Genomic DNA, 26850 nt, shown 5'->3' with positions numbered 1-26850 from the left:
CGGGTGTCGAGCGAGAAACTGAAACCGCTGCGGGCGGGCGACCCGCGAAAGGTCGGCGAGTACCGGCTGCTGGCGCGGCTCGGGGCGGGCGGGATGGGCCGGGTCTACCTGGGCCGGTCGAAGGGCGGACGGCCGGTCGCGGTCAAGGTGATCCACCCGTATCTCGCCGAGGACCCGGAGTTCCGGCGGCGGTTCGAGCGCGAGGTCGCGGCGGCGCGGCGGGTCGGGGGCATCCACACCGTCCACGTGGTGGACGCCGACACCGGCGCCGATCCGCCCTGGCTCGTGACCGACTACATCGCCGGTCCCTCGCTGCACGAGGCCGTCGCCGCGCACGGCGCGTTCTCCGAGGAGGCGGTCGCGGGGCTGGGGGCCGGGCTCGCCGAAGGGCTGATGGCGATCCACGACCGGGGCGTCGTCCACCGGGACCTCAAGCCCGGCAACGTGCTGCTCGCCCAGGACGGGCCCCGCATCATCGACTTCGGCATCGCGCGGGCGCTCGACGCCACCTCGCAGTCCAGCACCAGCGTGGCCGGGACGCCCGGGTTCATGTCGCCCGAGCAGCTCCGGGGCGGCGAGGTCGGGCGGGCCAGTGACGTGTTCTGCCTGGCCGCCGTGCTGGCCTTCGCCGCCACCGGTCGGCGGCCGTTCGGGGACGGCCCGATCGACGCCCTCGGCTACCGCGTCGTCAACGAGGCCCCGACCTGGACGGCGTGCCGGAGCCGCTGCTCCCACTGATCACGGCCGGGCTGGCGAAAGATCCGGCCGACCGGCCCGACCCGGGGGAGTTCCTCGACCGCTGCTCCGAGTTCGTGCGGGACGGGGACCCCGCGCTGCCCGAGCCCGTCTCCACAATGATCGCCACGCGCGTGGCGGAGACGGACGTGCTGGCGCCCCCGGCCGGGAGCGCGCCGCGGATCCCGCCGCTCGGCCGGCCGAAGCCCCCGCTGATCGCGGCCGCGGCGGCGGTGCTGGGCGTTCTCGTGATCGCCTTCGCCGTCTGGGCCATCGGGAACGGCGGGGAGGAACCGTCCGCACCCGCCGCCGCGGCGACCACCGCCGGCACGGCCGGCCCGTCCTCGACTCCCACGACGCCCAGTCCTCGGGCGTCCGGCGCGAGCACGCCCGACAGCGCCGTCCTCCCCGACTCCACCCGCGCGGCGTTCGAGAAGATCTCCGCCGGCGACTGCCTGGACGCCCACCGGGACCCTTACAAATCCGACGAGTGGAGCAGGAGCAAGCCGCGCGCGGTCGACTGCGGCCGCGCGGACGCCTACGTGAAGGTGTTCAAGGTGGCCGACGACCAAGCCGCCTGCCGCGGCAGCAGCGAGTTGGAAGGGCAGTCGCGGTGGAGCCATGGCGAGGAGGGCAACGAGATCGTCCTCTGCGTGCGGCGCCAGTTCCGCGTGGGCCAGTGCTTCCTGGCCCACAACGGTGCGAAGGAGGACACGGTCTCCGTCAGCGAAGCCGACCTGATGACCTCGTGGCCCTGCGGGGACGGCTCCGCTCCGGGGGACTACGAGTTCGTCCTTCGCATCACCGCGTACACCACCGCGTCCTCCTGCCCGTCCGGCGGCAGAAGGGTCGACTGGGAGGTCCGCGGCCGCACCCTCTGCACCCGCATCGTCTGAGCACCGCGACGCCGCGCATGTGATCAACATCAAAGGGCCGCATTGCCCTGCGACGATGTGATGGTTTGTTGCTCGGCGCCGGATTCGTGGTGGTGCGCGTCTGATGCCGTATTTAGACTCCTCATGATCGGGGAGGTGCCGTGGGAAAGGAACTGCGGGTCAGCGAGGCCGACCTCCGCAAGGCGGCGTCGCGGCTGGGTCAGGCCATCGACCAGATGGACCAGGACCTCGCCGCCTTCAAGGGGGAGCTGTCCGGATACGGCCAGCCGTGGGGCGGCGACGACATCGGGATGCTCATCGGGGCCTGCTACCAGGGCGCCTTCGAGCTGGCGATGGACTGCTACGACAGCAACCTCGACGAGCTCGACTCGTTCGCCGAGGACCTCGAGGAGATGGCCGACAACTACAAGGACGCCGAGGACCTCTCCGAGATCGAGGTCAACCGGGTCAGGGAGATCCTCGGCTGATGGGGCTCCAGCTACCGGGCGAGTTGATCTCCCTCCTCGGCATGCTCGGCTACACCTGGCCCGAGGCCGACGAGACCAAGCTGTTCGAGATGGGGCAGCGCTGGGTGGACTTCGGCGGGACGCTGGCCTCGCGGGTCGGCGAGTCCGGCGGCGCGGCCCAGGCCGTCCACGCCGCCGGGACGGGCCAGGGCTTCGAGGCGTTCCAGCAGGCGTGGACCGACCCCGAGGCGCCCGACTCGCTGCTGCGCGAGGCCGTCACCGGGACGACCGTGGTCGGCATCGGGCTCATCGTGGCCGCCGTGATCGTGCTGGCGCTGAAGATCAGCGTGATCGTGCAGCTGGTGATCCTCGCCATCCAGATCGCGCAGGCGATCGCGACCGCGGCGGTGACCTTCGGGGCGTCGCTGGCGGAGATCCCGATCTTCAAGGAGATCGCCGGGCTGATCATCGACCAGCTCATCGGCATGGCGATCGACCAGATCCTCGGCGAGTAGGGCGCGGGTATGGGACGGGGAAAGCGAGGACGGGCGCGCCGGGGCCGCAACCGCGGCCGCGGCATGGCCAAGGGCCTGTTCAAGAAGATGGGCCTGCAGGACCTGATGAAGCCCGCGCCGGGGCGCCGCCGCGCCCCCGGGAGCAGCCCGACACCGCGGGTCGGGACGCCGAACAACCGCAAGTTCGACGGCCTGGTGAACCGCGCCCGCACCCTCAAGACGCGGGTCGGCAAGCGCAAGAACGTCGCCACGTCCGACTACGACGTCTTCCCGCCCGGACGGGGCAGGCAGCGCGGCCAGATCGACACGGTGAGCGGCCGGGGGAACCAGGAGAAGAAGGGCTTCACCCCGATCGACCGTTCCGGGGACGACCGGTTGCCCAACTACAAGACGGACAACCATGACCGCAGCTTCGACTCGGAGAAGAAGATATACGAGGACTTCTCCCGGAGATTCCCCGATACGCGCACGAGCGGCCGGATCACCATCTACACCGAGCGCCATCCGTGCGACGGATGCTCCATGTCCACCCAGGATTTCCTGCGCCGCTATCCCAACATGAAGGTGGACATCGTCTATACCTACAAGGACGTGGACGGCGGGGCGCCGACGATCGGCACGCAGAACAAGTTCCCCGGCGATTATGTGAACGACCGGATCACCACGCACCACTACACGCGCGGAGCGAGGTAGTCTCCCGGAGATGAGCCGCAAACGCGACCGGGCGCCCGCGTCCGCCCTCGACCCGCGGCGCTTCACGATCGCCGAGTACCGGGCGGCCGTGCAGGCGAGGAGGCAGGTCCGGCCCGGAGAGCTGGCCGGATGCTCGCCGGGCGAGATCGACACGCTGATGTACACCCAGGGCGTCGGCCGGATCCCGTGGCTGTACCGCGAGTTCCTCGGCGCCATGGGAAAGAACCCGAAGCCGCTGATGCCGACCGTCGACTGGTCCTATCCCGACCTTCTCCAGGCGAAGGCGGAAGTGCTGGAGGATCTGCGCTCCGACGCGGTCGACACGGGCTTTCTCGACGACGCGCTGGTGATCGGCCTCGGCTCCGGGCATTTCATCTACTACATCCCCGATGCGAGCACCGCGCCGGACGATCCGCCGGTCTGGACGGCGAGCGACGGAACCGACCGCGTGCGGCTCCATGCGACATTCCGTGAATTCCTGCTGTCCATTCTGGACGGCGCCGGCCAAGCGGTGGAGATTCGATGAATGGTGACGCGTTCTCGGTCGTGCAGTTCCGGGACCGGCTGCTGGCGGAGGGCCTCGCCACTCCCGGCGACTTCCTCGGCTGCTCCGACGAGGAGATCGCCGCCGTGGTGCGGGCCCAGCGGGTCGTCGCGCTGCCCGCGCTCTACCGGGACTTCCTCGCGGTGATGGGCAAGCGCCCCTACCCGCTGATGCAGGGCACCGACTGGGCCTACCGGGACCTCCTCGAACTGCGGCAGGACGCGGCCGAACTGCTCGCCGAGAACGACCTCGACCCGTCCATGCTGGACGACGCGCTCGTCATCGCCATGCACCAGGGATACGTCCTGTACTACATCCCGCACGCCTCGACGGCCCCGGCCGACCCGCCGGTGTGGACGTACGTGGAGGGCGAGGAGCCGTCCGAGTCGTTCCCCACCTTCCGCGAGTTCCTGGTCTCGCTGGAGAACATGCGGCGCCGCGAGGTGGCCACCTACCGCGACCTGGAGGCGTCCGGCAGGTTCAGCATGACCCGCGTCGAGGACGACGGCTGACCATGGAGGGCAACGTCGTCACCGCCGACCTGAAGGCCGGCGGCGTCCGCGGCTCGTTCGACGGGGTGACCGGCGAGGGCCGTCCGCCCGCCTCGCCCCGCTTCAGCACGCCGGAGCCCGCCCATGCCGAGTACCTCGTCCTGGAGGCCGCCGCCGGACGGATCGCCAACCGGCGCGCGAAGGGCCACCTGCGCATGTACAGCGAGCACTATCCGTGCGTGTCGTGCCGGGCGGCGATGCAGCAGTTCCTGCGGGCGTACCCGCGGATGAGCATCGAGCTGGGCTACACCCGCGGCGCCGCCGAACCGTTCGCCCCCGACCAGGTCAACCCGCGGATCGAGCTGACCCTGGTCGAGGCGTGACGGCCGCCCGCCCGCGACACGCGCCCTAACGCGGGGGCTGCCCGCCGGTGGAGCGGGCGCCGATGCGGGTCATCAGGTCGTCCAGGCTCTGGGTGAACGCGGCCATCTGGCGGAGGCCCTGGTCCTGGGCCTCGCGCAGCCGCTCGGCGAGGACGTCCGGGTCGATCGCGGTGTCGGCGGCCTGCGACCGCGAGCGCAGCTCGCGCAGCGCCGCGTTGACGGCCTCCTTCAGCTCCTCCGCCAGCTCCTCGGACGGCATCCGCAGGGCGCGCGGGTCCAGCTCCACCGAGGTCAGCTCCCCGCCGGCCCCGGCGACCACCCGCACCCTGCCGTCCGCGCCCTCGCCGCGCCCCTCCACCTCCGCGGCGCCGGGAGGCGTCCCGCCGCCGCGGATCTGGTCGAGCAGGCCCCGCGTCTCGCTCAGCATCCGGTCGAACTCGTTGATATCGGCCATGCCGTCCTTCCTCGGTCATTCGCCGATGATCAGCCTATGCCGCCGGTCAGGTCAGGAGGACGGCCTTGCCGCGGCCATGGCCGGTGGCGACCTCGCGGTGGGCGTCGGCGGCCCGCTCCAGCGGGAAGGACGCCCGCACGTGGATGCGCAGGCGGCCCTCCTCGTAAAAGCGCGCGGCCTCGGCGACACGGGACGCCGACCGCTTCGTGGGCGGGATCGTCCGCACGCCGAGGTCGGCGGCGCGGGCGTGGTCGACCAGGGTGAAGATGCGGGTCCGGTCCTTGACCAGGGTGAGCGACACGTCCAGGGCGTCGCCGCCGGCGCCGTCGAGGGCGGCGTCCACGCCGTCCGGCGCCAGGGCCCGCACGCGCTCCTCCAGCCCGTCCCCGTAGGTGACGGGGATCGCGCCGAGCGAGCGGAGGTAGTCGTGGTTGGCCTCGCGGGCGGTGCCGATGACCGTCGCGCCGGCGATGCGGGCGAGCTGGACGGCGACCGTCCCGACACCGCCCGCCGCCGCGTGGACGAGCAGGGTGTCGCCCTCCCCGACCGCCATCTCCTCCAGCGCGATGTGCGGGGTCATGACGGCGGCGGGGAAGCCGCCCGCCACGTCCCACGGCATGCCCGCGGGCTTGGCCGTCACCGCGTCGGCCGGGACGACGACGTACTCGGCGTAGGCGGTGAGACGGCAGAAGCCCAGCACCTCCTCACCCGGCCGGACGGTCGTGACGCCCGCGCCCACCTCGTCCACCACGCCCGCGAACTCGTTGCCGGGGACGCGCGGAAAGCCCTCCGGCGTCCCCGGCGGCGACCACCCCTCCCGGATGGCCAGGTCGTACGGCTGCACCCCGGCCGCCGCGACCCGGACCCGCACCTCGCCGGGGCCGGCCTCCGGTACGGGCACCTCCAGCACCGTCAGCACGTCCGGTCCGCCCGGCTCGGTGAATCCCACGACCCGCATGGTCGTCCCCCTTCGTCGTCGATCATGAGGAACGCTAGGACCTCGACCGAACTTGAGGTCAAGCCGCGCGGCGGGGCGGGGGTCAGCCGGTCGGCCGCGGCTGCGGGTCGCCCTCGGCAGGGGCGACCAGCAGGCCGACCGAGTCCGAGCTGCGCACCCAGGCTCCGGTGATCCGGCGTCCGTCACCGGGGTGCCAGCCCTCGGGCGGGTCGTACATGAACCCGGAGCCGTCCGCCTTGAAGTCGCCGATGGTGAAGGACGCGGTGAGCCCGCGCCCGCGCAGGTCCGCGAGCGCCCGGCCGGCGGTCCGGCCGGTGAGGCGGAGGCTCGCCGGGTGGTCGCCCCGCGCCGGCCGGGCGTCCCCATAGACCTCGCCGGGCCGGGCCTTGCGGCCGATGACGATCTCGCCGCCCGACGTCCGGAACATGGGACCGCTGAGCCGGACCCTGAGCGGGCAGGCGTCCTGACCGGGCGGGCACTTCAGGACGGTCGTGAACGACCCCGCCCCGCTGTCGGCCGGAACGTGCTTCCCGGGCGGCGCCGGCAGTGAGCCGACGCCGATGACGTCGCGTTCGTGCCCCGGCGACACCGGCACGATGCGGAGCTCGACCCGCAGCCCGACCTTGGCGAACGCCTCCTGGAACTCCCGCTGGTCGGCGAAGGCGTCCTTGACCTCCACCTCGTACGCGCCGTCGGCCATGTCGATCCGCACGGCGGCGTTGGCGTAGGCGCGCAGCGGGCCGGAGTCCTGCGCGGACAGGACGAGCACCGTCGTGGCCGCGACGCCGGCCAGTGCCGTGCCGATGGCGGGCCGGACGAACCGGGGGAGGCGGCGGCGCCGCGGCGCGCCACCCCGAACAGCCACAGCCGGGCCTCGTCGCCCGCCGGCATGTCGGCCGCGCGGCGCCAGGCGATCGTGAACGTCTCGGCGACGACGTCGGCCGCGTCCTCGGCAACGTGGCCTCCTCGGGTCGGTGGTCACCCTGCACATGTCGGGACACCGCCCGGATCTTTCACCCAGCGAGGAAATCGATCTCCCGGACCCCGCGAACAGAGCGGCCCAGGGATGGCAGGAGGACTTCCCGCAATCCCTGGGCCGCGATCAGCACGCGCAGACGAAGGTCAGGACGGGTCCGGGAGCATCCGCTTCATGGCCTCGTGGGCGCCGAGGACCTTGCGGTCGCGGGGGAAGCCCGCGCGCTTCTGCGCCGCCTCGTAGTTGCCGCCGGCGACCCAGACGGGGCCGTCCTTCAGGTGCTCCAGGCCCTCGCGGGCGATGTCGTCGGGTTCGGCGACGTTCAGGCCCGGCATGTCCATGTTGAGGCCGGCACGTTCCATCGCCGGGGTGCGGGTCACGCCGAGGACGAGTTCCAGGACGTCCACCCCGTGCTCGCGCATCTCCAGCCACAGGCCCTCGGCGAAGACGCGGCCGAACGCCTTGACGGCGGAGTAGATGCTGATCTGCGCCTGGCCCATGTACCCGGCGAGGGAGCCGACGAGCAGCAGGCCGCCGCGGCCGCGCTCCTTCATCAGCGCGCCGAAGTGCTGCGTGAAGGCGAGCTGCGCGGTGATGTTGAGGTCGATGACGCCCTGGAAGCGGTCCAGGTCGCCGGTGACGAACTCGTGCCCGTAGCTGTTCGCGCCCGCGTTGAAGATCATCAGGCCGACGTCCAGGCCGTCGGTGACCTCGCGGACCTTCTTCAGCGGGTCGGGGGAGACCAGGTCCAGCTCGACCGTCCGGACCTCCACGCCCTTCGCCCGGACGGCCGCGGCGGTCTCCGCCAGCGGGCCGGGCTTGCGGGCGATCAGCACCAGGTTCAGGCCCGCGTCGGCGAGGCGGTGTGCGAACGCGGCGCCGACCCCCTCCGAACCGCCGGCGATGACGGCCCACGGGCCATATGCGTCGATCATTGCTCTCCGTCCAGGTCCGGGGTCCAGGCGACGCCGTTGATGTGCGAGCCGCCGTCCGCGAACAGGGTGTTTCCAGTGAGGTAGCGGGCGCCCTCGGACGCGAGGAACACCGCCACCGGTGCGATGTCGGTCTCCGGGTCGCCGAGGCGGCCCATCGGGTTGGCGCGGTCGGCGGCGGCCTCGATCTCCGGGTGCTCGGCCGCCATCCGCCGGAACGCCGCGCTCTTGGCGCCCGGGCAGATCGCGTTCACGACGACCCCGGTCGGCGCCCATTCGCGGGCGGCCGTGCGGGTCAGCGTCCGGAGGGCCTCCTTGGCCGAGTTGTACTCCAGGGTCCCCATGTGGGCGTTGACCCCGTTGAGGGAGCACATGTTCACGACGCGTCCCCACCCGCGCGCCTTCATGTGGGGGAACGCGGCCTGCATCGCCCACAGCGGGCCGTAGTAGCCCATCGCGAAACCGCGGGCGAGCTGCTCGTCGGTCTTGGTCTCGACGCGGCTCACGGTCCCGGCGCCCCAGGCGTTGTTCACCAGGACGTCCACCGAGCCCCACGTCTCGACCGCGGTGGCGATCATGGCCTCGACCTGGGCGCGGTCGGTCACGTCCGTCCGGACGAACCGGGCGTTCTCCCCGATCTCGGCGGCCACGGCGGCGCCGGTCTCCTCGTTCAGCTCCGCCACCAGGACGCGGGCGCCCTCGGCGGCGAAGCGGCGGGCGACGCCGCGTCCGATGCCGTCGCCCGCGCCCGTCACGACCGCGACGCGCCCGTCCAGCTCACCCATCGACGACCTTGACGGAGCCGGTCAGCGCCGCCTCCTGGATCGACGAGCGCAGCGCCGGGCACGTGTCGTGCGGGTCCCGGATGCCCACGCACGCGGCCCGCGCGGCGGCGTTCCACTGGATGCTCGTCTGCTCCCAGGTCGACTTGCGGACCAGCACCTCGGCGGCGCAGCGGCGGCAGGCGACCGGGACCAGCGGGCCGTCCAGCAGCCGCTCGTCCTGGCGGGACGTCACGCCGAGGCCCCCTCGCTGCGCGCGAGGTTCTCCTCGACCTCCTTCTTCCACGACTCCACCGGACGGGTCGTGTCGATCTCGAACTCGAACCGGTCGGTCATCTCCGGCTTGACGTCCGCGGCGTCCACGTAGAACTGCTCGTACCAGCGGCGCAGCTGGTAGACCGGCCCGTCCTCCTCGCACAGCAGCGGGTTGTCGATGCGGGTCTTGTTCTTCCAGATCTCGACGTCCTGCTGGAAGCCGAGCAGGATGAACTCCGACAGCTTCGCCGCGGTCGCCTCGGCCGCCTCCGGCGGGAGCGCGTCGCTGTGCTGGACGATGATGCCCGAGTGCAGCGAGAACGAGTTCTCGTCGATCGGGTAGTGGCAGTTGATCAGCACCGAGTGCAGGTCGTAGCCCTCGTAGTGGTACGTCAGCTCGTCGATCATGAACGAGGGGCCGTGGTAGGACGCGACCGAGGTGTTGCCGAGCATCCGCGGACCGCCGCCGCCGCTGCCCTCGCGCGCCCGGCGGGCGTCCTCCCGGGTCACGCCCTTCATGATCTGCGTGGCGGTCTGGTTCTCGAAGATGTTCTTGAAGTACGTCGGGAACGACTTGTGGATGTAGAAGAAGTGCGCCATGTCCACGACGTTGTCGATGACCTCGCGCGCGTTGGTGTGGACCACCTGCTCCGTCCAGCGCCAGTCGGTCCAGTCGTCGCGGGTGGCGCCCTCGATCACCGGGATCCGGACGTCCGCCGGCGGCTGCTTGCCCTCCGGGTCGTTCCAGACGAACAGCAGCTTGTCCTGCTCCATCGTCGGCCACGCGGCGGTCCGGGCGCGCAGCGGGACGCGGCGCGAGTACGGGATCGACTTGCAGCGGCCGTCGCCGCCCCAGCGCCAGTCGTGGAACGGGCACGCGATCTCGTTCCCCTTGACCGTGCCCTGGGAAAGGTCGCCGCCCATGTGCCGGCAGTAGCCGTCCAGGACGTTCGTCTTCCCGTCCGCCCCGGTGAAGACCACGAGCTTCTGCCCGAAGGCGTGGACCGTGTGGGGCTTGCCGTCCTTGAACGTCTCGGCCAGCCCGAGGCAGTGCCATCCCCGGGCGAACCGGGAGGAGACGGCCTCCGCCTCGATGGCGCGGACGGCGTCCGACTCGGTTGCGGTCACGTGGATCATCCCTTCAGCGATGGATGCGTGATTCGAACGTTAGGTCGCAGGTCACCGTCCCGACCGGCGAGTCCCGGTGGCCGGGACGCGGGGCCCCCCGACGGTGCCGCGGCGTGGTCTGCTCCAATGGTCGGACTAGGGAAGACGGGAGTCGACGGATGAGCAACGAGGTCCTGGACGCCGTGCACGGGCTGCTGCCGGGCATCGCCGAGCGGGCCCGGTCCGTGGACGAGAAGGGCCGGATCCCCACCGAGACGATACGGGAACTGACCGCCGCCGGGGTGTTCCGGATGCTCCAGCCCACCCGCTACGGCGGCGCCGAGGGCGACCCGGTCGCCTTCTACGAGGTGGTGCGCGCGATCTCCGGCGCCTGCGGCTCGACCGGCTGGGTCGCCGCGATCCTCGGCGTCCACTCCTGGCATCTCGGCCTGTTCGCCGACGAGGCGCAGCGCGAGGTGTGGGGCGCCGGGCCCGACACCCTGATCTCCTCGTCCTACTCGCCGATCGGCCGCCTCACCCCGGTCGACGGCGGCTACGAGCTGAGCGGCCACTGGTCGTTCTCCTCGGGCGTCGAGTTCGCCTCCTGGGCCCTGCTCGGCGCCCTCGTCGTCGGCGCGGAGGGCAGGCCGGTCGACTTCATGACGGTGCTCGTACCCAAGCGCGACTACGAGATCCGCGAAGTATGGGACTCGATGGGCCTGCGCGGCACCGCCAGCGACGACATCGTCGTCGACCGGGCGTTCGTCCCGTCCCACCGCGCCATGCGCAACTTCGAGCAGGCCCAGCTCCGCAACCCGGGCCGCAAGGTCAACACCGGCCCCCTCTACCGCATGCCGTTCGGGACGATCTTCACCAGCACCGTCACGGCCAGCGTGATCGGCATGGCGGCCGGCTGCCACGACCTCTACGTGGCGCGGATGCGCGACCGCATCCGGCTCAGCCTCGGCGGCGGCCGCTTCGTCGAGGACCCGCACGCCCAGGTCGCCGTCGCCCGCGCCGCGTCCGAGATCGACGCCGCGATCCTGCAGACCGACCGGAACGTCCGCGAGATCCACGAGTACGCGACCCGCAACGAGAAGATCCCGATGGAGCTGCGGCTGCGGGCCCGCCGCGACCAGGTCCGCGGCACCGAGCGCGCCATCCAGGCGATCGACGTCCTCTTCAAGACCGCCGGCGGCAACTCCCTGCACCGCGGCAACGTCATCGAACGCGCCTGGCGCGACGCCCACGCGGGCAGCGTCCACGTCGCCAACGACGTCGAGCACGCCCTCTCGATGTGGGGCCGCGGCATCTTCGGCCTCAAGGTCGAGGACAACCTCGTCTGATACCGGGTACGGACGGTGCCGAAGGGACCACCGGCCCACTCGGAAGGCGGTGCCGCATGCGACGCACCGACATCGATCCGCGCGTCTCCGGCGACCGCGTCGGCTACCAGCAGGCGGTCCTCGTGGAGCAACCGCGACGCTGGCTGTTCGTGTCCGGCCACGAGGCGCGCGCCGACGACGGCTCCATCGCGCACCCGGGCGATCTGCGCGCCCAGGTGCGGCTGACGTTCCAGCGGCTCCGCGAGACCCTCGGCAAGGCGGGGTTCCGGCTCGTCCCGCCCGCGCAGGGGCGGCCTGCGCGGGCGGGAGGCATGGCCAGGGCCTGGGGGCGGGCCTGAGGCACGCGGGCTGCGTCAGCAGGTGGTGGGTGGGGTTTCGTTGTTGCGGACGGACTGGGCGAATTGCAGGCCGGCCTCGAAGGAGGCGTTGATGCTGCCCCGGTGGTCGGCGCCGTCGAAGGTGCGGTAGGCGATGGCGCCGTAGCGCTTGCAGAGGTCGGTCACGATGTTCTGCGTCGCGGCGGGGGAGACCTCGCGGTCGGCGGTGCCCTGGGCGACCAGCGTCGGGACCTTGATGGTCAGGCCGAGCGCCTCCTGCGAGTCGTAGTAGTTCTCGAAGCGCGTCAGGTCGGCGTCCGGGCGGAACACGTCGGTCAGCGGCAGGTTCGCCGTGAGCTGCTTGAGCTGGGCCAGGCAGGCGTTCGTCCGGCCCGCCTCGGCGATGGCGGCGGCGTCGTCCGTCAGGAGGTCCTCCGGGACGAACGCCGGGTCGGCCGCGTGCGCGCCGTTGAGCAGGACGAACAGGAACGGCAGCGCGATCTCGGCACCGGGGTACTGCGCCTTCACGTACTGCGCGGTCTGGCTCATGGAGGAGCCGGGCGCGATCGACACGGCGCCCTTGAGGCGGATGTCGCGGGGCTTCTGCGCGGCCGCGGCCGTGTAGAGGGTCGCCTGGCCGCCCTGGCTGTGCCCGGCGACGAACCAGTCCCGTCCGATGCGGTGGTCGGCCTTGCGGGCGGCGCGGACGATGTCGGTGACCGTGTTCGCCTCGCTGGCGCCGTTCATGTACGGGTGCCCGCCCGGCGTGCCGAGGCCCTCGTAGTCGGTCTGGACGACGGCGAAGCCGTTCTGCACCCACTTGTCGAGGTACTGCTCGGTGATCGACAGGTAGTCGTGCGCCGGGCCGTCCGCGGTGTCGGCGGACGGGGCGCAGGCGTCGGCGGTCCCGGTGGTGCCGTGCGCCCAGCTCAGCACCGGCCAGCCGCCGGGCGGGGGCGTGCCCTTCGGGACGGCGACGGTGCCCGTGACGGTGATCCGCTTCCCGCCCACGCCCTCGGAGACGTAGCTGACGAACCGGTTCGCGGACGCGCTCGGCAGCGCCGCCGCGTTCGTCAGGGGACGGCTGTCGAGCAGCGTGCCGCGCTGCCCCTTGCCCGGGTGCGCCGGGGCGGCCTGGGCGGGGACGGCGGTGAGCCCGGCCGCCGCGGCGCAGGTGACGGCCGCGACGGCGACCCCTCCCATCGGTCTCACGTGCTGCTCCTCTTGATGTCCTGGACGGCGCGGTAGGCGAACGCCATCGCCGACCCGATCGGAACGCCCGGCCCGGGGTAGACGGGCCCGGTGAACGAGGCACTGGTGTTGCCGGCGGCGTAGAGGCCGGGGATCGGGCCGCCGGAGGCGTCGAGGACGCGGCCGTCGGGGTCGGTGCGCAGCCCGCCCTTCGTCCCGAGGTCGCTGAGGACGACCTCCGCCGCGAAGTAGGGGGCCTGGTCGAGCGCGACGACGCACGGCCTGCCGCCGGAGAAGTACCGGTCGTAGGGGTCCTCGCCGCGGTGGAAGTCCTCGTCCGCGCCCTTCTCGGCGAATCCGTTGAAGCGCGCGACGGTCTCGCTGAGGGCGTCGGGAGAGAGGCCGATCTTCCCGGCCAGTTCCTCCACCGATCCGGCCTGGACCCACTGGCCGGACGCCAGCTGCTCGTCCCGCGCCAGCGGCGGGACGGAGATCGCCGGCAGCCCGTCCGAGCGCGCGTCGAAGATCAGATGGAACGGTCCCTCGGCCGCGGCCATCTTCCGGCCCATCTGGTCGTAGGGCAGGGACTCGTTGGCGAAGCGGCGCCCCGAGCCGTCCACGATGAGCCCGCCGCGGAAGCCGAGCGTGAACGCGGGACGCCCGTCGGCGGTGCGGAGGCCGGGGCAGAACCACGCCTGGTCCAGCAGGCCGGTGGACGCGCCGATCTTCACCGCCGCCTCGATCGCGTCGCCGGTGTTCGCGCCGTCGGGGGCCATCGTCCAGTCCGCCGCGCCCGGCACGCCGCGCGCGGCGCGCAGCTCGGCCGACGCCTCGAACCCGCCCGCGGCCAGCAGCACGCCGCGCCGCGCCCGCAGCCGCAGGCCGCCCGCCTCCACGCCCACGACGCGGCCGTCCTCGACGACCAGGCCGGTCAGCGGGGTCTCGGTGCGGACGGCGCCGTTGCCGGTCGCGGTGAACGCCAGCAGCAGCCGCCCGATCAGCGCCCGCCCCTGCGCCATCGGCTTGGACGCCGAGTGCCCGCGCCCCGCCCGGTCGCGGTCGACCGGCGGGCGCACCAGCCCGGCCAAGTCGCCGAGCTGCTCGACCGGCAGCTCCAGCGGGACGAACGAGCGTCCCATGTCCATGCGTCCGGGAGCGTCGAAGTAGTCCGGGAACGCCTGGAACGTGAATTCGAGCGCCGGGTCGCTCTCCAGGAAGTCCACCAGCTCGGGCGCGGTCGCCAGGAACGCCTCCCGGTGCGCCTCGTTCTCGTCGCCGAGCAGCGCCCGCAGGTACGTGCGCGCCGACTCGGCCGAGTCGCCGAGCCCGGCCCGCTCCTGCACCCGCGTGCCCGGCAGCCAGATCGCCGACCCCGAGTAGGCCGACGTCCCGCCGAGCACCCGCGTCTTCTCCAGGACGGCCGTCCGCAGCCCGGACGCGGCCGCGGCGAGCGCCCCCGCCATCGCGCCGGCCCCTGAGCCGGCCACCACCACGTCGTACTCGTCGTCCCATTTGCCCACGTGACGTCCCCTCCAGCCTGCGCGATCGCGGCGCGGGCACACCGTAGACGCGGCGCCCGGCGCGGCGGGGCGACCGGTCCCACTGACCGGTATCGGCGATCGCGGGGACGGCGCGCAGTCTGGATATTGTTCCTAGTCAGCACACCGACGGACCCGGAGGGAGGACCGTGGCGAGGATCTCAGCGGCGAGGATGTCCGCCGAGCCCAGCTCACCCGAGCAGCACGACCGGCGGCAGCGCATCCTGCGGGCGGCGTCGCGCATCGGCATGGAGAAGTCCCTCGAACGCGTCCAGATGCACGAGGTCGCCAAGGCCGCCGGGGTCGCGATCGGCACGCTGTACCGGTACTTCCCGTCCAAGGTCCACCTGTTCACCGCGGTGATGGCGGCGCAGGTCGACCGGCTCCGCGAGCAGGTCGCCGAGCCCGCGCCCGGCGTCGCGCCCGAGGACGCCGTCGCCGACATGCTGGTGCAGGCCAGCCGGAACCTGATGGCGCAGCCCGTGCTGTCGGCGTCGATGCTGCACGCGTCGAACACCGCGCACGTCGCGACCGTCGCCGACACGGTCCACATCGACAACACGTTCCGGGAGATCCTGCTGCGCGCCGTGGGCATCGAGGTCCCCACCGTGCAGGACGTCACGCTCGTCCGGCTGCTGATGCAGTGCTGGTACGGGGTGCTCCAGTCGAGCCTGAACGGCCGCGCCTCCATGGCGGACGTGGAGACCGACATCCGCCTCGCCTGCAAGCTGCTGCTGGCGCCCCGCTCGAACGCGTCCGCGGCCGGCGGCAGCCCCTCCCGGTGATCGGGACGGCCCCGGCGGGCACCGCGGGGCCGCGGCTAGCGTGCCGCCATGAACCGCTATGACGGCGTGAAAGTGCTGCTCACCGGGGCCGCGTCCGGTATCGGGCGGGCCACCGCGATCCGGCTGACCACCGAGGGCGCCGCGGTCTACGGCGTGGACATCTCCGAGCAGGGCCTCGCCGAGACGGCCGAAGCCGTCACCGGGCCCGGCACCATCGCCACCCGCACGGCCGACGTGACCGACGAGGCCGCGGTGATCGCGGCCGTCGCGGACGCGGCCGGGACGCTCGGCGGCATCGACGTCCTCGTGAACGTGGCCGGCGTCCACAAGACCACCCCGATCGAGACCCTGACCGTCGAGGACCTGAACCGGCTGTTCTCCGTCAACCTCGTCGGCACCGCCCTGTTCTGCCGCGAGTCGCTGAAGCACCTCCCGGACCGGACGGGCGTCATCGTCAACACCGCCTCGCTGTCGGCGACGCAGGGCAACCCGTACATGACGGCGTACTCGGCGTCCAAGGGCGCGGTGCTGGCGTTCTCCCTCAGCCTCGCCGCCGAGTTGGCGAGCCGCCGCATCCGGGTCGTGCCGATCTCGCCGGGGTCGGTCGACACCCCGCTGATCCGGTCGCCGCACATGTTCCCGCCCGGCATCGACCTGGACTACTTCTCCAAGATCCGGTCCTACTACGGCGCCGCCGAGCCGGAGATGATCGCCGCGGCGATCGCGTTCGCCGGCTCGTCCGACGCCGCCTACTACACCGGCGCCGACTTCCGCGTCGACGGCGGCTCCCACACCTAGGAGGGTGACCATGGCACGCACCATCGCCGTCAGCGGTTCGGCGTCCGGCATCGGCAGGGCCCTCGCCGCCCTGCTGCGGGACGCGGGCGACACCGTCATCGGCATCGACCTGCGCGGCGCCGACGTCTGCGCCGACCTCAGCGTCCCCGAGGGCCGGGCGGACGCGGTCGCGCGGACCCTGGAGAAGGCGGGCGGGCGGCTCGACGCCGTCGTCGCCTGCGCCGGCGTCTCCGACTTCACGATCATGCCGGTCAAGGTGAACTTCTTCGGCGTCGTCGAGCTGCTGGACGGGCTGCGCCCCGCCCTGGCGGAGGCCGAGGCTCCGCGCGCCGCCGTCGTCGCCTCGATCTCCGGCACCCACCCGGTGGACGACGACGTCGTCCGCGCCTGCCTGGACCTGGACGAGCCGGCCGCGATCGCGGCGGCGACGAAGGTCGAGGAGAGCGGCGCCGGCGGCCGGCTGTACCCGTCGTCGAAGTCGGCGCTCGCGCAGTGGATGCGGCGGGTCTGCACCACCCCCGAGTGGGCGGGCGCGGGCATCCCGCTGAACGCGATCGCGCCGGGCGTCGTCAAGACCGCGATGACCAAGCCGCTGTTCGAGGACGAGGCCATGTTCCAGATCATGAACGAGGCCGTCCCGATGCCGCTGAACGGCTACGCCGACCCGGAGGTGATCGCGGAGGCGCTGCGCTGGCTGGTCTCCCCGGGGAACACCCACATGACCGGCCAGGTCATCTACGTGGACGGCGGCGCCGAGGCCACGCTGCGCGACGCGTCCCACTTCTGAGGGACGCCGGAGTCCGAGAGGCACCGGAGTCCGAGAGACACCGGCGGCCGCCCCCTCGCGCCGTGGGGCGGCCGCCGGTGAGCCGGGGATCAGTACTTGCTGGTACCGGTGTTGTCGAGCGCGGCCACGCTGTAGGCGGCGTAGGTCCGGTGGGCGTCGCGGTCCTCGAAGTACGGCGTGAGCTGCGCGCCGAACTCCTCGACGGAGAAGACGCCCTCGGCCGCGGTGAACTTCTGCTCCACCGTCGGCGCGGCCATCAGCGCGACCATGTCGCCGTAGACCACGAACACCTGCCCGGTGATCTTCTCCGAGGCGGGCGACGCCAGGTAGCCGACGAACGTGCCGACCCGCTCGGGAGCCATCACGTCCAGGCCGCCGGGCGCGGTGCCCTCGTTGAAGGTCGCCTCGGTCATCGCCGTCCGGGCGCGGGGGCAGATCGCGTTGGCGCGCACCCCGTACCGGCCGAGGCCCGCGGACGTCGACAGCGTCAGCGCCACGATGCCGGCCTTGGCGGCGGAGTAGTTCGGCTGGCCCGCCGACCCGAACAGGAACGCCTCCGACGAGGTGTTGATCACGCGCCCGTAGACGGGGCCGCCCGCGGCCTTGCTCGCGGCGCGCCAGTGCACGGCGGCGGCGCGCGACACCGACGCGTGGCCCTTCAAGTGGACGTGGACGACGTCGTCCCAGTCCGACTCCGACAGGTTGAACAGCATCTTGTCGCGCAGCACGCCCGCGTTGTTCACCAGGACGTCCAGCGAACCGAACGTGTCGACGGCGGCCGACACCAGCGTGTCGCCCATCGACCAGTCGCCGACGTCCCCCTTCACCGCGAGGGCCTCGCCGCCCGCCTTCGTGATCTCGGCGACGACGTCGTCCGCCGCCGGGCCCATGTCGTTGACGACGACGTTCGCGCCCTGCGCGGCCAGCGCGAGGGCCTCGGCGCGGCCGAGCCCGGCGCCCGCGCCGGTGACGATGGCGGTGCGGCCCGCCAGGGAGAGGTCAGCGTTCATCGGAGCCTCCGGGTCGGTGTGTTCGGTAGCCGGGTCGGAGGCTAGTACGAATTCTACTTCTGCCGGTCGTCCGGTCCCGCTGAGCGGTCGGCCGCAGGGCGTGCGAGCGGCGAGACCGCTGAGTGGGACGGCGCTTGCCCGCCGATAAGAACGAATTCTAGTCTCGCCGGTATGACGCTGAACCTGGCGACCCTCTTCGAGGCCGTGGCGGCCGCCGTCCCCGACCGCACGGCCCTGGTCTGCGGCGACCGCGGGCTCACCTTCGCCGACCTGGACGCGCGGGCCGACGCGGCGGGGGCCCGGCTGCGGTCGGCGGGCATCGCGCCGGGCGAGCACGTGGGCCTCCACATGCTGAACGGGCCCGAGTACGTCGAGGCGCTGCTCGGCTGCCTGAAGATCCGCGCCGTCCCGGTCAACATCAACTACCGGTACACCGACCGGGAGCTCCACTACCTCTACACCGACGCCGGGCTGGCGGGCCTGGTCGTGGACGACGCGTTCGCCCCGGCCGCCGCCCGGGTCGCCGGGGAATGCCCCGACCTGCGCGTCGTCGCCGTCGTCCGGACGGGGGAGACCGCCGAGAAGCCGGCGTGGCCGTCGCGGATCAGCGTCAGCGACTACACGTCCGAGCCCGGCGAGCCCGACCCGTCGCTCCGGGAGGGGCGCAGCGCCGCCGACCGGTACATCCTGTACACGGGCGGCACGACGGGGAACCCGAAGGGCGTCGTATGGCGGCAGGAGGACTTCTACATGGCCGCCGTGAAGGGCGGCAACCCCTACGGCGAGCCCCGCCTCAGCGCGGAGGAGCTGGCCGACGCGGCGCGGAACGGGTTCGAGCTCAGCTTCCTGCTGACGATGCCGCTGATGCACGGCGCCGCGTCCTACACGCTGCTCATGGCGCTGTTCACCGGGTCCAAGACGATCCTGATGCGGCGCTTCGACGCGATGGACGCGCTCCGCACCATCGACCGCGAGAAGCCGATGATCGTCGCGGTGGTGGGGGACGCGATCGCGCGGCCCCTCGCGGACGCGATCCGCGCGCACGGCGCCGACTACGACCTGTCGTCCTTCAAGGTGCTCGGCTCGGGCGGGGCGATCCTGTCCCGCAGCGTGCAGGAGGACTTCGCCGCGCTGATCCCCGGCATCCACATCAACAACGGGTTCGGCGCGTCCGAGTCGGGCGTCGACGGCAACATCAGCGTCGGCGACGACGGCCTGATGCGGCTCGCCGCCGACCCCCGCGTCACCGTGGTCGACGCGGGCATGAAGCCGATCGCGCCCGGCTCGGACGAGGTCGGCTACGTCGCGCGCTCCGGCAACGTCCCGCTCGGCTACCACAACGACCCGGAGAAGACCGCGCGGACGTTCCCGGTCGTCGACGGCAAGCGCTGGACGATCCTCGGCGACATGGCCCGGGTCGAGGCCGACGGCACGGTCGTCGTCCTCGGGCGCGGCTCCGGCTGCATCAACACCGGCGGGGAGAAGGTGTTCCCCGAGGAGGTCGAGCAGGCCCTCAAGTCGCACCCGGCCGTGATGGACGCGCTGGTCGCCGGCGTCCCCGACGACCGTTTCGGCGAGCGCGTCGCCGCCGTCGTGGAACTGCGGCCCGGCACGTCCGCGACCGCCGACGACCTGCGCGCGCACTGCCGGGAGCACCTGGCCGGCTACAAGCTCCCCGCCGCGGTGACCTTCACCGACGCGATCGTCCGCTCCCCGTCGGGCAAGGCCGACTACCGCTGGGCCAAACGCGTCCTGACCGAGCAGACCCCGAGTGCCTGACCCGCGATACGCGACCCCCGCGCCACCGAGCCGTTGATCTGCGGCGTGGTGTTGTTATGAGGCGCCTCATAACAACAACACGCCGCAGGTCAACGCACTCGGTGCTGGTGCGCGTCGTTCTGAGACAAGGAGACTTCTCATGCCTGAGGCCGTCATCGTCGACGCCGTCCGGACACCGGTCGGCAAGCGCTACGGCGCCCTGTCCGGGCTGCACCCGGCGCAGTTGCTCGGGTCGGCGCAGCGCGGGCTGCTGGAGCGCGCCGGCGTGGACGCGGCGACGGTCGGGCAGGTCGTCGGCGGCTGCGTGACCCAGGCCGGGGAGCAGTCCAACAACGTGACCCGCAACGCGTGGCTGTACGCCGGGCTGCCCTACACGACGGCGTGCACGACGATCGACTGCGCGTGCGGGTCGTCCCAGCAGGCCGTGCACATGGTCGCCGGGCTGATCGCGTCCGGCGCGATCGACACCGGCATCGGCTGCGGCGTCGAGGCGATGAGCCGGGTGTTCCTCGGGCAGGCGCTCACCCCCGAGACCGGCAGCCCCGCGCCCGAGGGCTGGGACATCGACTACCCCGACCAGTTCACCGCCGCCGAGCGCATCGCGAAGAAGCGCGGCATCACCCGCGAGGACGCCGACGCGCTCGGGCTGGCGTCGCAGGCCAAGGCCAAGGCGGCGTGGGAGGACGACCGGTTCGCCGGGCAGATCCTGCCGATCGAGGCGCCCGTCATGACCAAGGAGGGCCCGACCGGGGAGACGGCCGCGGTCACCCGCGACCAGGGGCTGCGCGACACGACCGCCGAGGCGCTCGCCGGGCTGAAGCCGGTCCTTCCGGACGGCATCCACACCGCCGGCAACTCGTCCCAGATCAGCGACGGGGCCGCCGCGGTGCTGCTGATGTCGGCCGAGCGGGCCGCCGGGCTGGGGCTGCGGCCGCGCGCCCGGATCGTCGCGTCCGGGATGGTCGGGTCCGACCCGTACTACCACCTGGACGGGCCGATCGACTCGACGCGGCACGTCCTGGAGCGGGCGGGCATGAAGCTGTCCGACATCGACCTCGTCGAGATCAACGAGGCGTTCGCGTCGGTCGTGCTGTCGTGGGCGTCGGTGCTGGACGCCGACATGGACAAGGTCAACGTCAACGGCGGCGCCATCGCGCTCGGCCACGCGGTCGGCTCGACCGGCGCCCGCCTCATCACGCAGGCCGTGAACGAGTTGGAACGGTCCGACAGGTCGACCGCCCTCGTCACGATGTGCGCGGGCGGCGCGCACTCCACGGCCACGATCATCGAACGGATCTGAACATGACCATCGGGCTGACCGAGGAGCACCGCGACCTGCGCGACGCCGTGCGCGCCTTCACCTCCCGGCAGGTGACGCAGGCGGTGGTGCGCGTCGCCGTGGACGCCGACCGGGAGAAGGCGCCGGCGTTTTGGGACGACCTCGCCGCGCAGGGACTGCTCGGGCTGCACCTTCCGGAGGACGCGGGCGGCGCGGGCTACGGGCTGGTGGAACTGGCCGTCGTCCTGGAGGAACTGGGGCGCGCCATCGTCCCCGGGCCGTTCCTGCCGACCGTCCTGGCGAGCGCCGTGCTGAACCGGGCCGGGCACGCCGAGCACCTGCCCGCGCTGGCCGACGGGAGCGCGGTCGGCGCGGTGGGCCTGGACGCCGGCAGCCTGGTCGTTTCCGGTTCCGGTTCCGGTTCCGAGGTCACGGTGACCGGTGTTTCGGGGCCGGTCCTGGGGGCCGCGCTGGCGGACGTCCTGGTCGTCCCGGCGAAGGACGGCGACGCGGACGCCTGGCTCGTCCTGCCCCGCGACGCCGTGACCGTGGACGAACTCCCCAGCCACGACCTGACCCGGCGCCTGGCCACGATCGAGTTGGAGAAGAAAACTGTACCGGCCGGGTCAGTCCTGAATCTGGACTCGCAGGCGGTGCGCGACCTCGCGGCCGTGCTGTTCGCCGCCGAGGCGTCCGGGCTCGCCGACTGGGCCACCGCGACCGCCGCCGAGTACGCCAAGGTCCGCGAGCAGTTCGGCCGCCCGATCGGCCAGTTCCAGGGCGTCAAGCACCGCTGCGCCCGCATGCTCGCGCACGCCGAGCAGGCCCGCGCCTGCGCCTGGGACGCCGCCCGCGCCCAGGACGAGCGCCACGGGCAGGCGAGCGCGGCCGACCCGGACGCGGCCGGCCCGCGCGCGACCGCTCCGGACGCGGCCGGCCTGGGCGAGGCGTCGCTCGCCGCCGCCGTCGCCGGGGCGACCAGTGTCCAGGCCGCGTTCCAGACCGCCAAGGACTGCATCCAGACGCTCGGCGGCATCGGCTTCACCTGGGAGCACGACGCGAGCCTCTACCTCCGCCGCGCGCAGACCCTCCGCAGCCTGCTCGGCTCCACCGCGTCGTGGCGCCGCCGGGTCGCGCGGCTGACCCTGGACGGCGTCCGCCGCGAGCTGAGCGTCGAACTGCCGCCCGAGGCCGAGGCGATCCGCGCGGACGTCCGGGCCGAGCTGGAGCCGGCCAAGGCCCTGGACGGCAAGGAGCGCGCGGCCTACCTGGCCGACCGCGGCTACACGTCCCCGCACCTCCCGGCCCCGTGGGGCAAGGGCGCGGACGCCGTCACCCAGCTCGTCATCGCCGAGGAGATGCGCGCCGTCGGCCTCCGCGCGCACGACATGATCATCGGCAACTGGGTGGTGCCGACGCTGATCGCGCACGGCTCGCCGGCCCAGCACGAGCGGTTCCTGCCCGGCTCCCTCCGCGGCGACATCCGCTGGTGCCAGCTGTTCTCCGAGCCCGGCGCGGGCTCCGACCTCGCGTCCCTCACCACCCGGGCCGAGAAGGTGGACGGCGGCTGGACGATCACCGGCCAGAAGGTGTGGACGTCCATGGCCCGCGAGGCCGACTGGGGCATCCTGCTCGCGCGCACCGACCCGTCCGTCCCGAAGCACAAGGGCCTGTCGTACTTCCTGCTGGACATGAAGTCCGCGGGCATCGACATCCGCCCGCTCCGCGAGCTGACCGGCGACACCCTGTTCAACGAGGTGTTCCTGGACGGCGTCTTCATCCCGGACGACCTCCTCGTCTCCACCCCGGGCAACGGCTGGAAACTCGCCCGCACGACGCTCGCCAACGAGCGCGTCTCGCTCTCGAACGACTCGTCCCTCGGCAGCGGCGGCGAGGCCCTCCTCAAGCTGGCGACGGACGCCGACGACGAGCGCCTCACCACGCTCGGCGGCATCCTCTGCGACGCGCAGTCGAGCAGCCTGTTCGGGCTGCGCATCACGCTGCGGTCCCTGGCCGGCGGCCAGCCGGGCGCCGAGTCGAGCATCGGCAAGCTGATCGGCGTCGAGCACATCCAGCAGGTGTGGGAGACCGCCATGGACTGGATCGGCCCCGACGCGCTCGCCGGACGCGGCGAGGGCGGCATGAAGGACCCGACCTGGATGTTCCTGAACTCCCGCAACATGTCGATCGCGGGCGGCACGACCGACGTCCAGCTCAACATCATCGGGGAGCGCATCCTCGGCCTGCCCCGCGACCCGGTGGCGTGATGACGATCGACCTGCACTCCGGAACCCGTCCCGCAGGCGTGGAGGCGGCCGTCGAGGCGGCCCGCCGCGTCATCGACGCCCTCGTCCGCGCCGGCGACATGACGGACGCTGACATGTCCGACATCGCCGACCGGCTCAACGCCGTCGCCGGCGACCTGGAGTCGTCGTCCCCGCCCGTGGACGACCGCCTGGTCGACATGTGGCGCGGCGACGGCATGACCCGCCACGACCCGGTCGCCGGCCGGGAGAACCCGATCGCGCCGCCCCTCGACTACACGGCCGTGGACTCCCGCACCATCGAGGCGGAAACGACCCTCGGCCTGCCCTACCAGGGGCCGCCGTCGTGCGTCCACGGCGGCGTCTCGGCCCTGCTGCTCGACCACACCCTCGGCGTCGCGAACGGCTGGGCGGGCGCATCGGGCGTGACGGCGGAGCTGACCGTCCGCTACCACCGCCTGACCCCGCTCTTCGAACCGCTCACGATCACCGCCCGCCAGGTCTCCGTGGACGGCCGCAAGATCCGCACGACGGGCGAGATCAAGGCCGGCGGCGAGACCTGCGTGTCGGCCGAGGGCCTCTTCATCGCCAAGCACCCGCCCCGCCCCCGCTGACGCCTCGACTCCGAAGTGCGCAGCCCCGTCGGCCACAAGGCGGCGGCGCCCGAATCAGCAGAGCCGACGAGGAACGATGTGAGCCTTGAGGCGCTGCGGGCAGAGTGGGGGTATGGCCAGCGCTTCCTCCATGACCGCCGCCGTTCTGCGCCGGCACGGCGGGCCGGACGCCCTCGAGGTGCGGGAGGACTGGCCGCTGCCCGAGGCCGGCCCGGGGCAGGTGCTCGTGCGCGTCGGCGCGTCGGCGCTGAACAACACCGACATCTGGACGCGGGAGGGGGCGTACGGGCTGCCGGGACGTCCGGACGCGAAGGCCGGGTGGCGCGGCCCGCTGCACTTCCCCCGCGTGCAGGGCGGCGACATCGCCGGCACGGTCGGCGCGGTCGGCGACGGCGTCCCCGAGGCCTGGGTGGGGCGCCGGGTGCTGGTCGACCCGGCCTTCTACGCCGATGAGCGCGAGGACGCGGTGCCCGTCGGCCTGCTGGGCAGTGAGGCGGACGGCGGCTTCGCCACCCATGTGGTCGTCGACGCCGCCCGGCTGCACGACATGAGCGAGTCACCGCTGTCGGACGAGGAGCTCGCCGCGCTGCCCGTGGCCTACGGCACGGCGATGGGCATGCTGGAGCGGGCCCGCATCGGGAGAGGCGAGGGGGTCCTCGTGACCGGCGCGTCCGGCGGCGTCGGGTTCGCGCTCGTCCAGCTCGCCGCCGCACGCGGCGCGCGGGTGCTGGCGCTGACCAGCGGCGCCAAGGCCGAGGCGGTGCGCGACGCCGGGGCCGAGGTGACCCTGTCCCGTGACATGGACCCGGCCGACCTGCACCGCGAGCTGCGCGCGGCGGCACCCGGCGGGCTCGACGCCGTCGCCGACGTGGCGGGCGGCCCCTGGCTCGAACGGGTGCTGCCCGCGTTGCGCGACGGTGCCCGCTGGGTCATCGCCGGCGCGGTCGCCGGGCCCGTGGTCTCGTTCGACCTGCGGCGCCTCTACCTGCACAACCTCAGCCTCATCGGCTCTTCGATGCACACCCCGGCCCATTTCGAGGCGCTGGCGGAGCTGGCCCGCACGGGTGCCCTGCGGCCGCGCATCGCCGCCCGGTACCGGCTGGCCGACATCCACGCGGCTCAGGACGCGTTCCGCCGCGGCTCGGTCATCGGCAAGATCTCGATCGTGCCGTGACGCGGCCCGGCCGCGCCCCGTGGACGCTTCCAAAACGCTCCGGGACGGGACATCCTGGTCATATGAACGATGATCGGGAACCTGACGACACGTCCGCGCGGTGGCATTCCCTGCCGCCGCGCACGCCGCTGGAGGACCTGGTGGCCGGGCAGGAGGTCCCGCCCGCACCCCAGGTGATCGCGGACTCGAGTAGCGCGGAGGTCGACGAGGCCACCCGGTACCCGATCTAAAAGGGCGCGACGCCGCGGCCGGCCGCCGGTACGGTGGCGCGGTGATCGAAATGCCGGGGTTCGACGCGGCCGTCGAGGCGGGGGTCGCGGCCTTCTGCGCGGGCACCGAGTCGCCGAGCGATGACGAGGTGTGGGCGCGGCTGACCGGAGCCGGTGTCGAGCCGTGGCTGGCCGAGCGGCTGCTGGTCTTCCTGCCGATGGCGTACGCGCGGCGGATGCTGCCGGACGTCGCCTTCCCGGACGCGGTGGCGGCGCCGGGCGGCCGGGTGAGCCTCCCGGCCGAGCCGGTGTTCGCGGCCGCCCTGGCGCGAGCGGCATGGGCCGACCGCGGCGAGTTCGAACGGATCGCCTTGCGCAGCAGTGAGGTCGGCGCGGTCAACAACGCGCTGAACGCGGGCTCGCAGATGTCCGATCTGGCGCTCGCCGAGACCCGGCTGCTCGCCGACCTGCACCCCGTCCGGCCCGGTGACGGCGGCGTGCCGTCGCCGCGGGCCGTGTTCGAGGGACTCCTGCGCGGGCACGGGGTGACGCTCGGCGGCGAGACGAACGTCGACGCGAAGCTGTTCGTCCACCCCGCCCGGCCGGGCACGGTGATGGTCCAGATCGACTTCGCCGTGTCGCACCCGGCGCTGGCCGTGCCGTGGCTCGTGGAGAGCCTCGCCGGGTACGGCACCACCTGGCGCGAGGCGATCAGCGCGGCCGTGCACAAGTTCGAGCGCGGTTCGCTGCACCCGCTCGTGGAGGGCCTGCTGCGTCCCGGCGCCGCGCCCGGCCAGGTCGTGCGGGAGCGGTACGCGCACCCGGGCGGCGCGTTCGACCTGGTGCTGGGCCCGCAGATCATCCTGCTCACCGACCGCCCGGTGCCGCCGGCCGGTCCCCTGCTCGACCGGCTGCTGGAGGCGCTGCGGGCGGAGCCGCTCACCCGGCGGGTGCACGGGCTCCGCCTCTTCGCCGCCCACCGCGACGGCCGGCTGCACACCAACGAGGTGCTTCTGGACGGCGAGGCGTGGCCCGGCGGCGAGGCGGTGGTCGCGGCGACCCCCGCACCGCTGCCCGACGGAATGGTCGCCATCCGGCTTTTCGCGGTGCTCGCCCCCGCCCCCGACTAGCCGGCGCGGCCCTTCTCGTGATGCCGCTTGACGGCGTCCAGGACTTCGGAGAGTTGGCCGCGCGCCGCCGCCGAGCGCAGGTGGTCCAGGTAGTCGCGGGATTCGACGATCTTTCCGTCCCGGACGCGCATCACGAAGACGCCCGGAATGGTGAAGGGCTCGCCGGTCTCCACCACGACGCCCTCGTACTGGAATTCCGCCACGATGACCTCGGGATCGGTGGTCTCGTGGACGTTGATCCGGGTCGGCCGGCGCCGCAGCGTTGGGCCGTCGTCCGGCTGCGGCCCGGCGCTGAAATGGGCGCGGAGTTCTTCCCGGGAGAGCATGGCGGGCGCCCCCAGAGGATGGAACGGGTGGGAGACGTCCGTCTCCTCAGCGTAAAGGTCCACCACGTCCGCCCAGCGCTCTTCGCAGACGCCGTTCACGAGCTTGAGAAAGATTTCGCGAGGAGTCTCTGTCACC

The 26850-nt window shown here is 72.8% G+C and carries 31 protein-coding genes and 1 pseudogene; 20 read left to right on the top strand and 12 right to left on the bottom strand.

Annotated features, from left to right (window positions below; translation table 11 throughout):
- Positions 1–3: 3 nt before the first annotated feature.
- From ABFX46_RS01205 to ABFX46_RS01170, 8 genes are all read left to right on the top strand, one after another.
- Complete coding sequence (locus tag ABFX46_RS01205) at positions 4–738, top strand: serine/threonine-protein kinase (protein ID WP_346039458.1); 735 nt, start codon at positions 4–6, stop codon at positions 736–738.
- Positions 714–1631 carry an LppU/SCO3897 family protein gene (locus ABFX46_RS01200; RefSeq protein WP_346039457.1) on the top strand — a complete coding sequence of 306 codons (918 nt, stop codon included), beginning with the start codon at positions 714–716 and terminating at the stop codon, positions 1629–1631. Before ABFX46_RS01205 ends, ABFX46_RS01200 begins: the two co-directional genes overlap by 25 nt.
- Positions 1632–1771: 140 nt before the next feature.
- Positions 1772–2098, top strand: coding sequence for a hypothetical protein (locus ABFX46_RS01195; RefSeq protein ID WP_346039456.1), 327 nt, complete (start codon positions 1772–1774; stop codon positions 2096–2098).
- Entirely contained in the window at positions 2098–2592 is a 495-nt protein-coding gene (locus ABFX46_RS01190) for a WXG100-like domain-containing protein (protein WP_346039455.1), read from the top strand. Before ABFX46_RS01195 ends, ABFX46_RS01190 begins: the two co-directional genes overlap by 1 nt.
- 9 nt (positions 2593–2601) lie before the next feature.
- On the top strand, positions 2602–3285 hold the full coding sequence (locus ABFX46_RS01185; protein WP_346039454.1) for a deaminase domain-containing protein: 684 nt from the start codon (positions 2602–2604) through the stop codon (positions 3283–3285).
- Between the two features lie 10 nt (positions 3286–3295).
- On the top strand, positions 3296–3811 hold the full coding sequence (locus ABFX46_RS01180) for a hypothetical protein (protein WP_346039453.1): 516 nt from the start codon (positions 3296–3298) through the stop codon (positions 3809–3811).
- On the top strand, positions 3808–4341 hold the full coding sequence (locus ABFX46_RS01175) for an SMI1/KNR4 family protein (RefSeq protein ID WP_346039452.1): 534 nt from the start codon (positions 3808–3810) through the stop codon (positions 4339–4341). Before ABFX46_RS01180 ends, ABFX46_RS01175 begins: the two co-directional genes overlap by 4 nt.
- A gap of 2 nt (positions 4342–4343) precedes the next feature.
- Positions 4344–4703 carry a deaminase domain-containing protein gene (locus tag ABFX46_RS01170; protein ID WP_346039451.1) on the top strand — a complete coding sequence of 120 codons (360 nt, stop codon included), beginning with the start codon at positions 4344–4346 and terminating at the stop codon, positions 4701–4703.
- A 25-nt stretch (positions 4704–4728) separates the two neighbouring features.
- Here ABFX46_RS01170 and ABFX46_RS01165 read toward each other — a convergent pair whose 3' ends face one another.
- The 8 genes and pseudogenes from ABFX46_RS01165 to ABFX46_RS01130 form a co-directional block, all read right to left on the bottom strand.
- A complete protein-coding gene (locus tag ABFX46_RS01165) occupies positions 4729–5157 on the bottom strand; it encodes a YbaB/EbfC family nucleoid-associated protein (RefSeq protein WP_346039450.1) in 429 nt (142 codons plus the stop codon).
- Between the two features lie 46 nt (positions 5158–5203).
- On the bottom strand, positions 5204–6115 hold the full coding sequence (locus ABFX46_RS01160; RefSeq protein WP_346039449.1) for an NADP-dependent oxidoreductase: 912 nt from the start codon (positions 6113–6115) through the stop codon (positions 5204–5206).
- Between the two features lie 82 nt (positions 6116–6197).
- The gene (locus tag ABFX46_RS01155; protein WP_346039448.1) at positions 6198–6980 is read right to left on the bottom strand and encodes a hypothetical protein; all 783 of its coding nucleotides are present in this window, start codon (positions 6978–6980) and stop codon (positions 6198–6200) included.
- Positions 6956–7066: pseudogene (locus ABFX46_RS01150) on the bottom strand (RNA polymerase subunit sigma-24); the annotation flags it as partial. The gene ABFX46_RS01155 and the pseudogene ABFX46_RS01150, both read right to left, overlap by 25 nt.
- 171 nt (positions 7067–7237) lie before the next feature.
- The gene (locus ABFX46_RS01145) at positions 7238–8026 is read right to left on the bottom strand and encodes an SDR family NAD(P)-dependent oxidoreductase (protein ID WP_346039447.1); all 789 of its coding nucleotides are present in this window, start codon (positions 8024–8026) and stop codon (positions 7238–7240) included.
- Positions 8023–8808, bottom strand: a complete 786-nt coding sequence (locus ABFX46_RS01140; protein ID WP_346039446.1) for an SDR family NAD(P)-dependent oxidoreductase — start codon at positions 8806–8808, stop codon at positions 8023–8025. The genes ABFX46_RS01145 and ABFX46_RS01140 overlap by 4 nt, the downstream gene beginning before the upstream one ends.
- Positions 8801–9040 carry a ferredoxin gene (locus ABFX46_RS01135; RefSeq protein WP_346039445.1) on the bottom strand — a complete coding sequence of 80 codons (240 nt, stop codon included), beginning with the start codon at positions 9038–9040 and terminating at the stop codon, positions 8801–8803. The genes ABFX46_RS01140 and ABFX46_RS01135 overlap by 8 nt, the downstream gene beginning before the upstream one ends.
- On the bottom strand, positions 9037–10197 hold the full coding sequence (locus tag ABFX46_RS01130) for a 3-ketosteroid-9-alpha-monooxygenase, oxygenase component (RefSeq protein ID WP_346039444.1): 1161 nt from the start codon (positions 10195–10197) through the stop codon (positions 9037–9039). Before ABFX46_RS01130 ends, ABFX46_RS01135 begins: the two co-directional genes overlap by 4 nt.
- 149 nt (positions 10198–10346) lie before the next feature.
- Here ABFX46_RS01130 and hsaA point away from each other — a divergent pair, with 149 nt between their 5' ends.
- Together hsaA and ABFX46_RS01120 are read left to right on the top strand one after the other, a co-directional pair.
- Positions 10347–11513, top strand: coding sequence for a 3-hydroxy-9,10-secoandrosta-1,3,5(10)-triene-9,17-dione monooxygenase oxygenase subunit (gene hsaA / locus ABFX46_RS01125; protein WP_346039443.1), 1167 nt, complete (start codon positions 10347–10349; stop codon positions 11511–11513).
- Positions 11514–11569: 56 nt separating this feature from the next.
- Positions 11570–11851 (top strand): Rid family hydrolase, encoded by a 282-nt coding sequence (locus ABFX46_RS01120; protein WP_346039442.1) that lies wholly within the window; start codon positions 11570–11572, stop codon positions 11849–11851.
- A gap of 15 nt (positions 11852–11866) precedes the next feature.
- On the opposite strand, the gene ABFX46_RS01115 is transcribed toward ABFX46_RS01120, so the two are convergent.
- The gene (locus ABFX46_RS01115; RefSeq protein ID WP_346039983.1) at positions 11867–13033 is read right to left on the bottom strand and encodes an alpha/beta hydrolase family protein; all 1167 of its coding nucleotides are present in this window, start codon (positions 13031–13033) and stop codon (positions 11867–11869) included.
- A gap of 5 nt (positions 13034–13038) precedes the next feature.
- Positions 13039–14541 (bottom strand): FAD-dependent oxidoreductase, encoded by a 1503-nt coding sequence (locus ABFX46_RS01110; protein WP_346039441.1) that lies wholly within the window; start codon positions 14539–14541, stop codon positions 13039–13041.
- 167 nt (positions 14542–14708) lie between these two features.
- Between ABFX46_RS01110 and ABFX46_RS01105 the strand changes: the two genes are divergently transcribed.
- Genes ABFX46_RS01105 through ABFX46_RS01095 form a run of 3 tightly spaced genes read left to right on the top strand, consistent with a single transcriptional unit; the run spans position 14709 to position 16929 of the window.
- The gene (locus tag ABFX46_RS01105; RefSeq protein WP_346039440.1) at positions 14709–15344 is read left to right on the top strand and encodes a TetR family transcriptional regulator; all 636 of its coding nucleotides are present in this window, start codon (positions 14709–14711) and stop codon (positions 15342–15344) included.
- Positions 15345–15392: 48 nt separating this feature from the next.
- A complete protein-coding gene (locus tag ABFX46_RS01100) occupies positions 15393–16142 on the top strand; it encodes an SDR family NAD(P)-dependent oxidoreductase (RefSeq protein ID WP_346039439.1) in 750 nt (249 codons plus the stop codon).
- Positions 16143–16152: 10 nt separating this feature from the next.
- Positions 16153–16929 (top strand): SDR family oxidoreductase, encoded by a 777-nt coding sequence (locus ABFX46_RS01095; RefSeq protein ID WP_346039438.1) that lies wholly within the window; start codon positions 16153–16155, stop codon positions 16927–16929.
- Positions 16930–17018: 89 nt separating this feature from the next.
- Here ABFX46_RS01095 and ABFX46_RS01090 read toward each other — a convergent pair whose 3' ends face one another.
- Positions 17019–17939: an SDR family NAD(P)-dependent oxidoreductase gene (locus ABFX46_RS01090; protein WP_346039437.1), complete on the bottom strand. Its 921-nt coding sequence runs from the start codon at positions 17937–17939 to the stop codon at positions 17019–17021.
- A 171-nt stretch (positions 17940–18110) separates the two neighbouring features.
- Between ABFX46_RS01090 and ABFX46_RS01085 the strand changes: the two genes are divergently transcribed.
- The 7 genes from ABFX46_RS01085 (at position 18111) to ABFX46_RS01055 (ending at position 26388) form a co-directional block, all read left to right on the top strand.
- Positions 18111–19718, top strand: coding sequence for an AMP-binding protein (locus ABFX46_RS01085; RefSeq protein WP_346039436.1), 1608 nt, complete (start codon positions 18111–18113; stop codon positions 19716–19718).
- Positions 19719–19857: 139 nt separating this feature from the next.
- On the top strand, positions 19858–21018 hold the full coding sequence (locus ABFX46_RS01080) for a steroid 3-ketoacyl-CoA thiolase (RefSeq protein WP_346039435.1): 1161 nt from the start codon (positions 19858–19860) through the stop codon (positions 21016–21018).
- A 2-nt stretch (positions 21019–21020) separates the two neighbouring features.
- Positions 21021–23264: an acyl-CoA dehydrogenase family protein gene (locus tag ABFX46_RS01075; RefSeq protein ID WP_346039434.1), complete on the top strand. Its 2244-nt coding sequence runs from the start codon at positions 21021–21023 to the stop codon at positions 23262–23264.
- Complete coding sequence (locus ABFX46_RS01070) at positions 23264–23875, top strand: PaaI family thioesterase (RefSeq protein WP_346039433.1); 612 nt, start codon at positions 23264–23266, stop codon at positions 23873–23875. Before ABFX46_RS01075 ends, ABFX46_RS01070 begins: the two co-directional genes overlap by 1 nt.
- A gap of 112 nt (positions 23876–23987) precedes the next feature.
- Positions 23988–25049: a zinc-binding dehydrogenase gene (locus ABFX46_RS01065; protein WP_346039432.1), complete on the top strand. Its 1062-nt coding sequence runs from the start codon at positions 23988–23990 to the stop codon at positions 25047–25049.
- Between the two features lie 62 nt (positions 25050–25111).
- Complete coding sequence (locus ABFX46_RS01060; protein ID WP_346039431.1) at positions 25112–25279, top strand: hypothetical protein; 168 nt, start codon at positions 25112–25114, stop codon at positions 25277–25279.
- A 50-nt stretch (positions 25280–25329) separates the two neighbouring features.
- Entirely contained in the window at positions 25330–26388 is a 1059-nt protein-coding gene (locus ABFX46_RS01055) for a DUF6348 family protein (RefSeq protein ID WP_346039982.1), read from the top strand.
- Here the strand turns inward: ABFX46_RS01055 and ABFX46_RS01050 are convergent.
- Entirely contained in the window at positions 26385–26849 is a 465-nt protein-coding gene (locus tag ABFX46_RS01050) for a nuclear transport factor 2 family protein (RefSeq protein WP_346039430.1), read from the bottom strand. The genes ABFX46_RS01055 and ABFX46_RS01050 overlap by 4 nt on opposite strands.
- Position 26850 lies beyond the last annotated feature (1 nt).

The sequence above is a fragment of the Actinomadura chokoriensis genome (assembly GCF_039529475.1).
In the GTDB taxonomy this organism is placed as follows: domain Bacteria; phylum Actinomycetota; class Actinomycetes; order Streptosporangiales; family Streptosporangiaceae; genus Spirillospora; species Spirillospora bangladeshensis.
The sequence above is the reverse complement of the archived record's forward strand: the minus strand, read 5'-3'. Positions and strand labels throughout refer to the sequence as shown.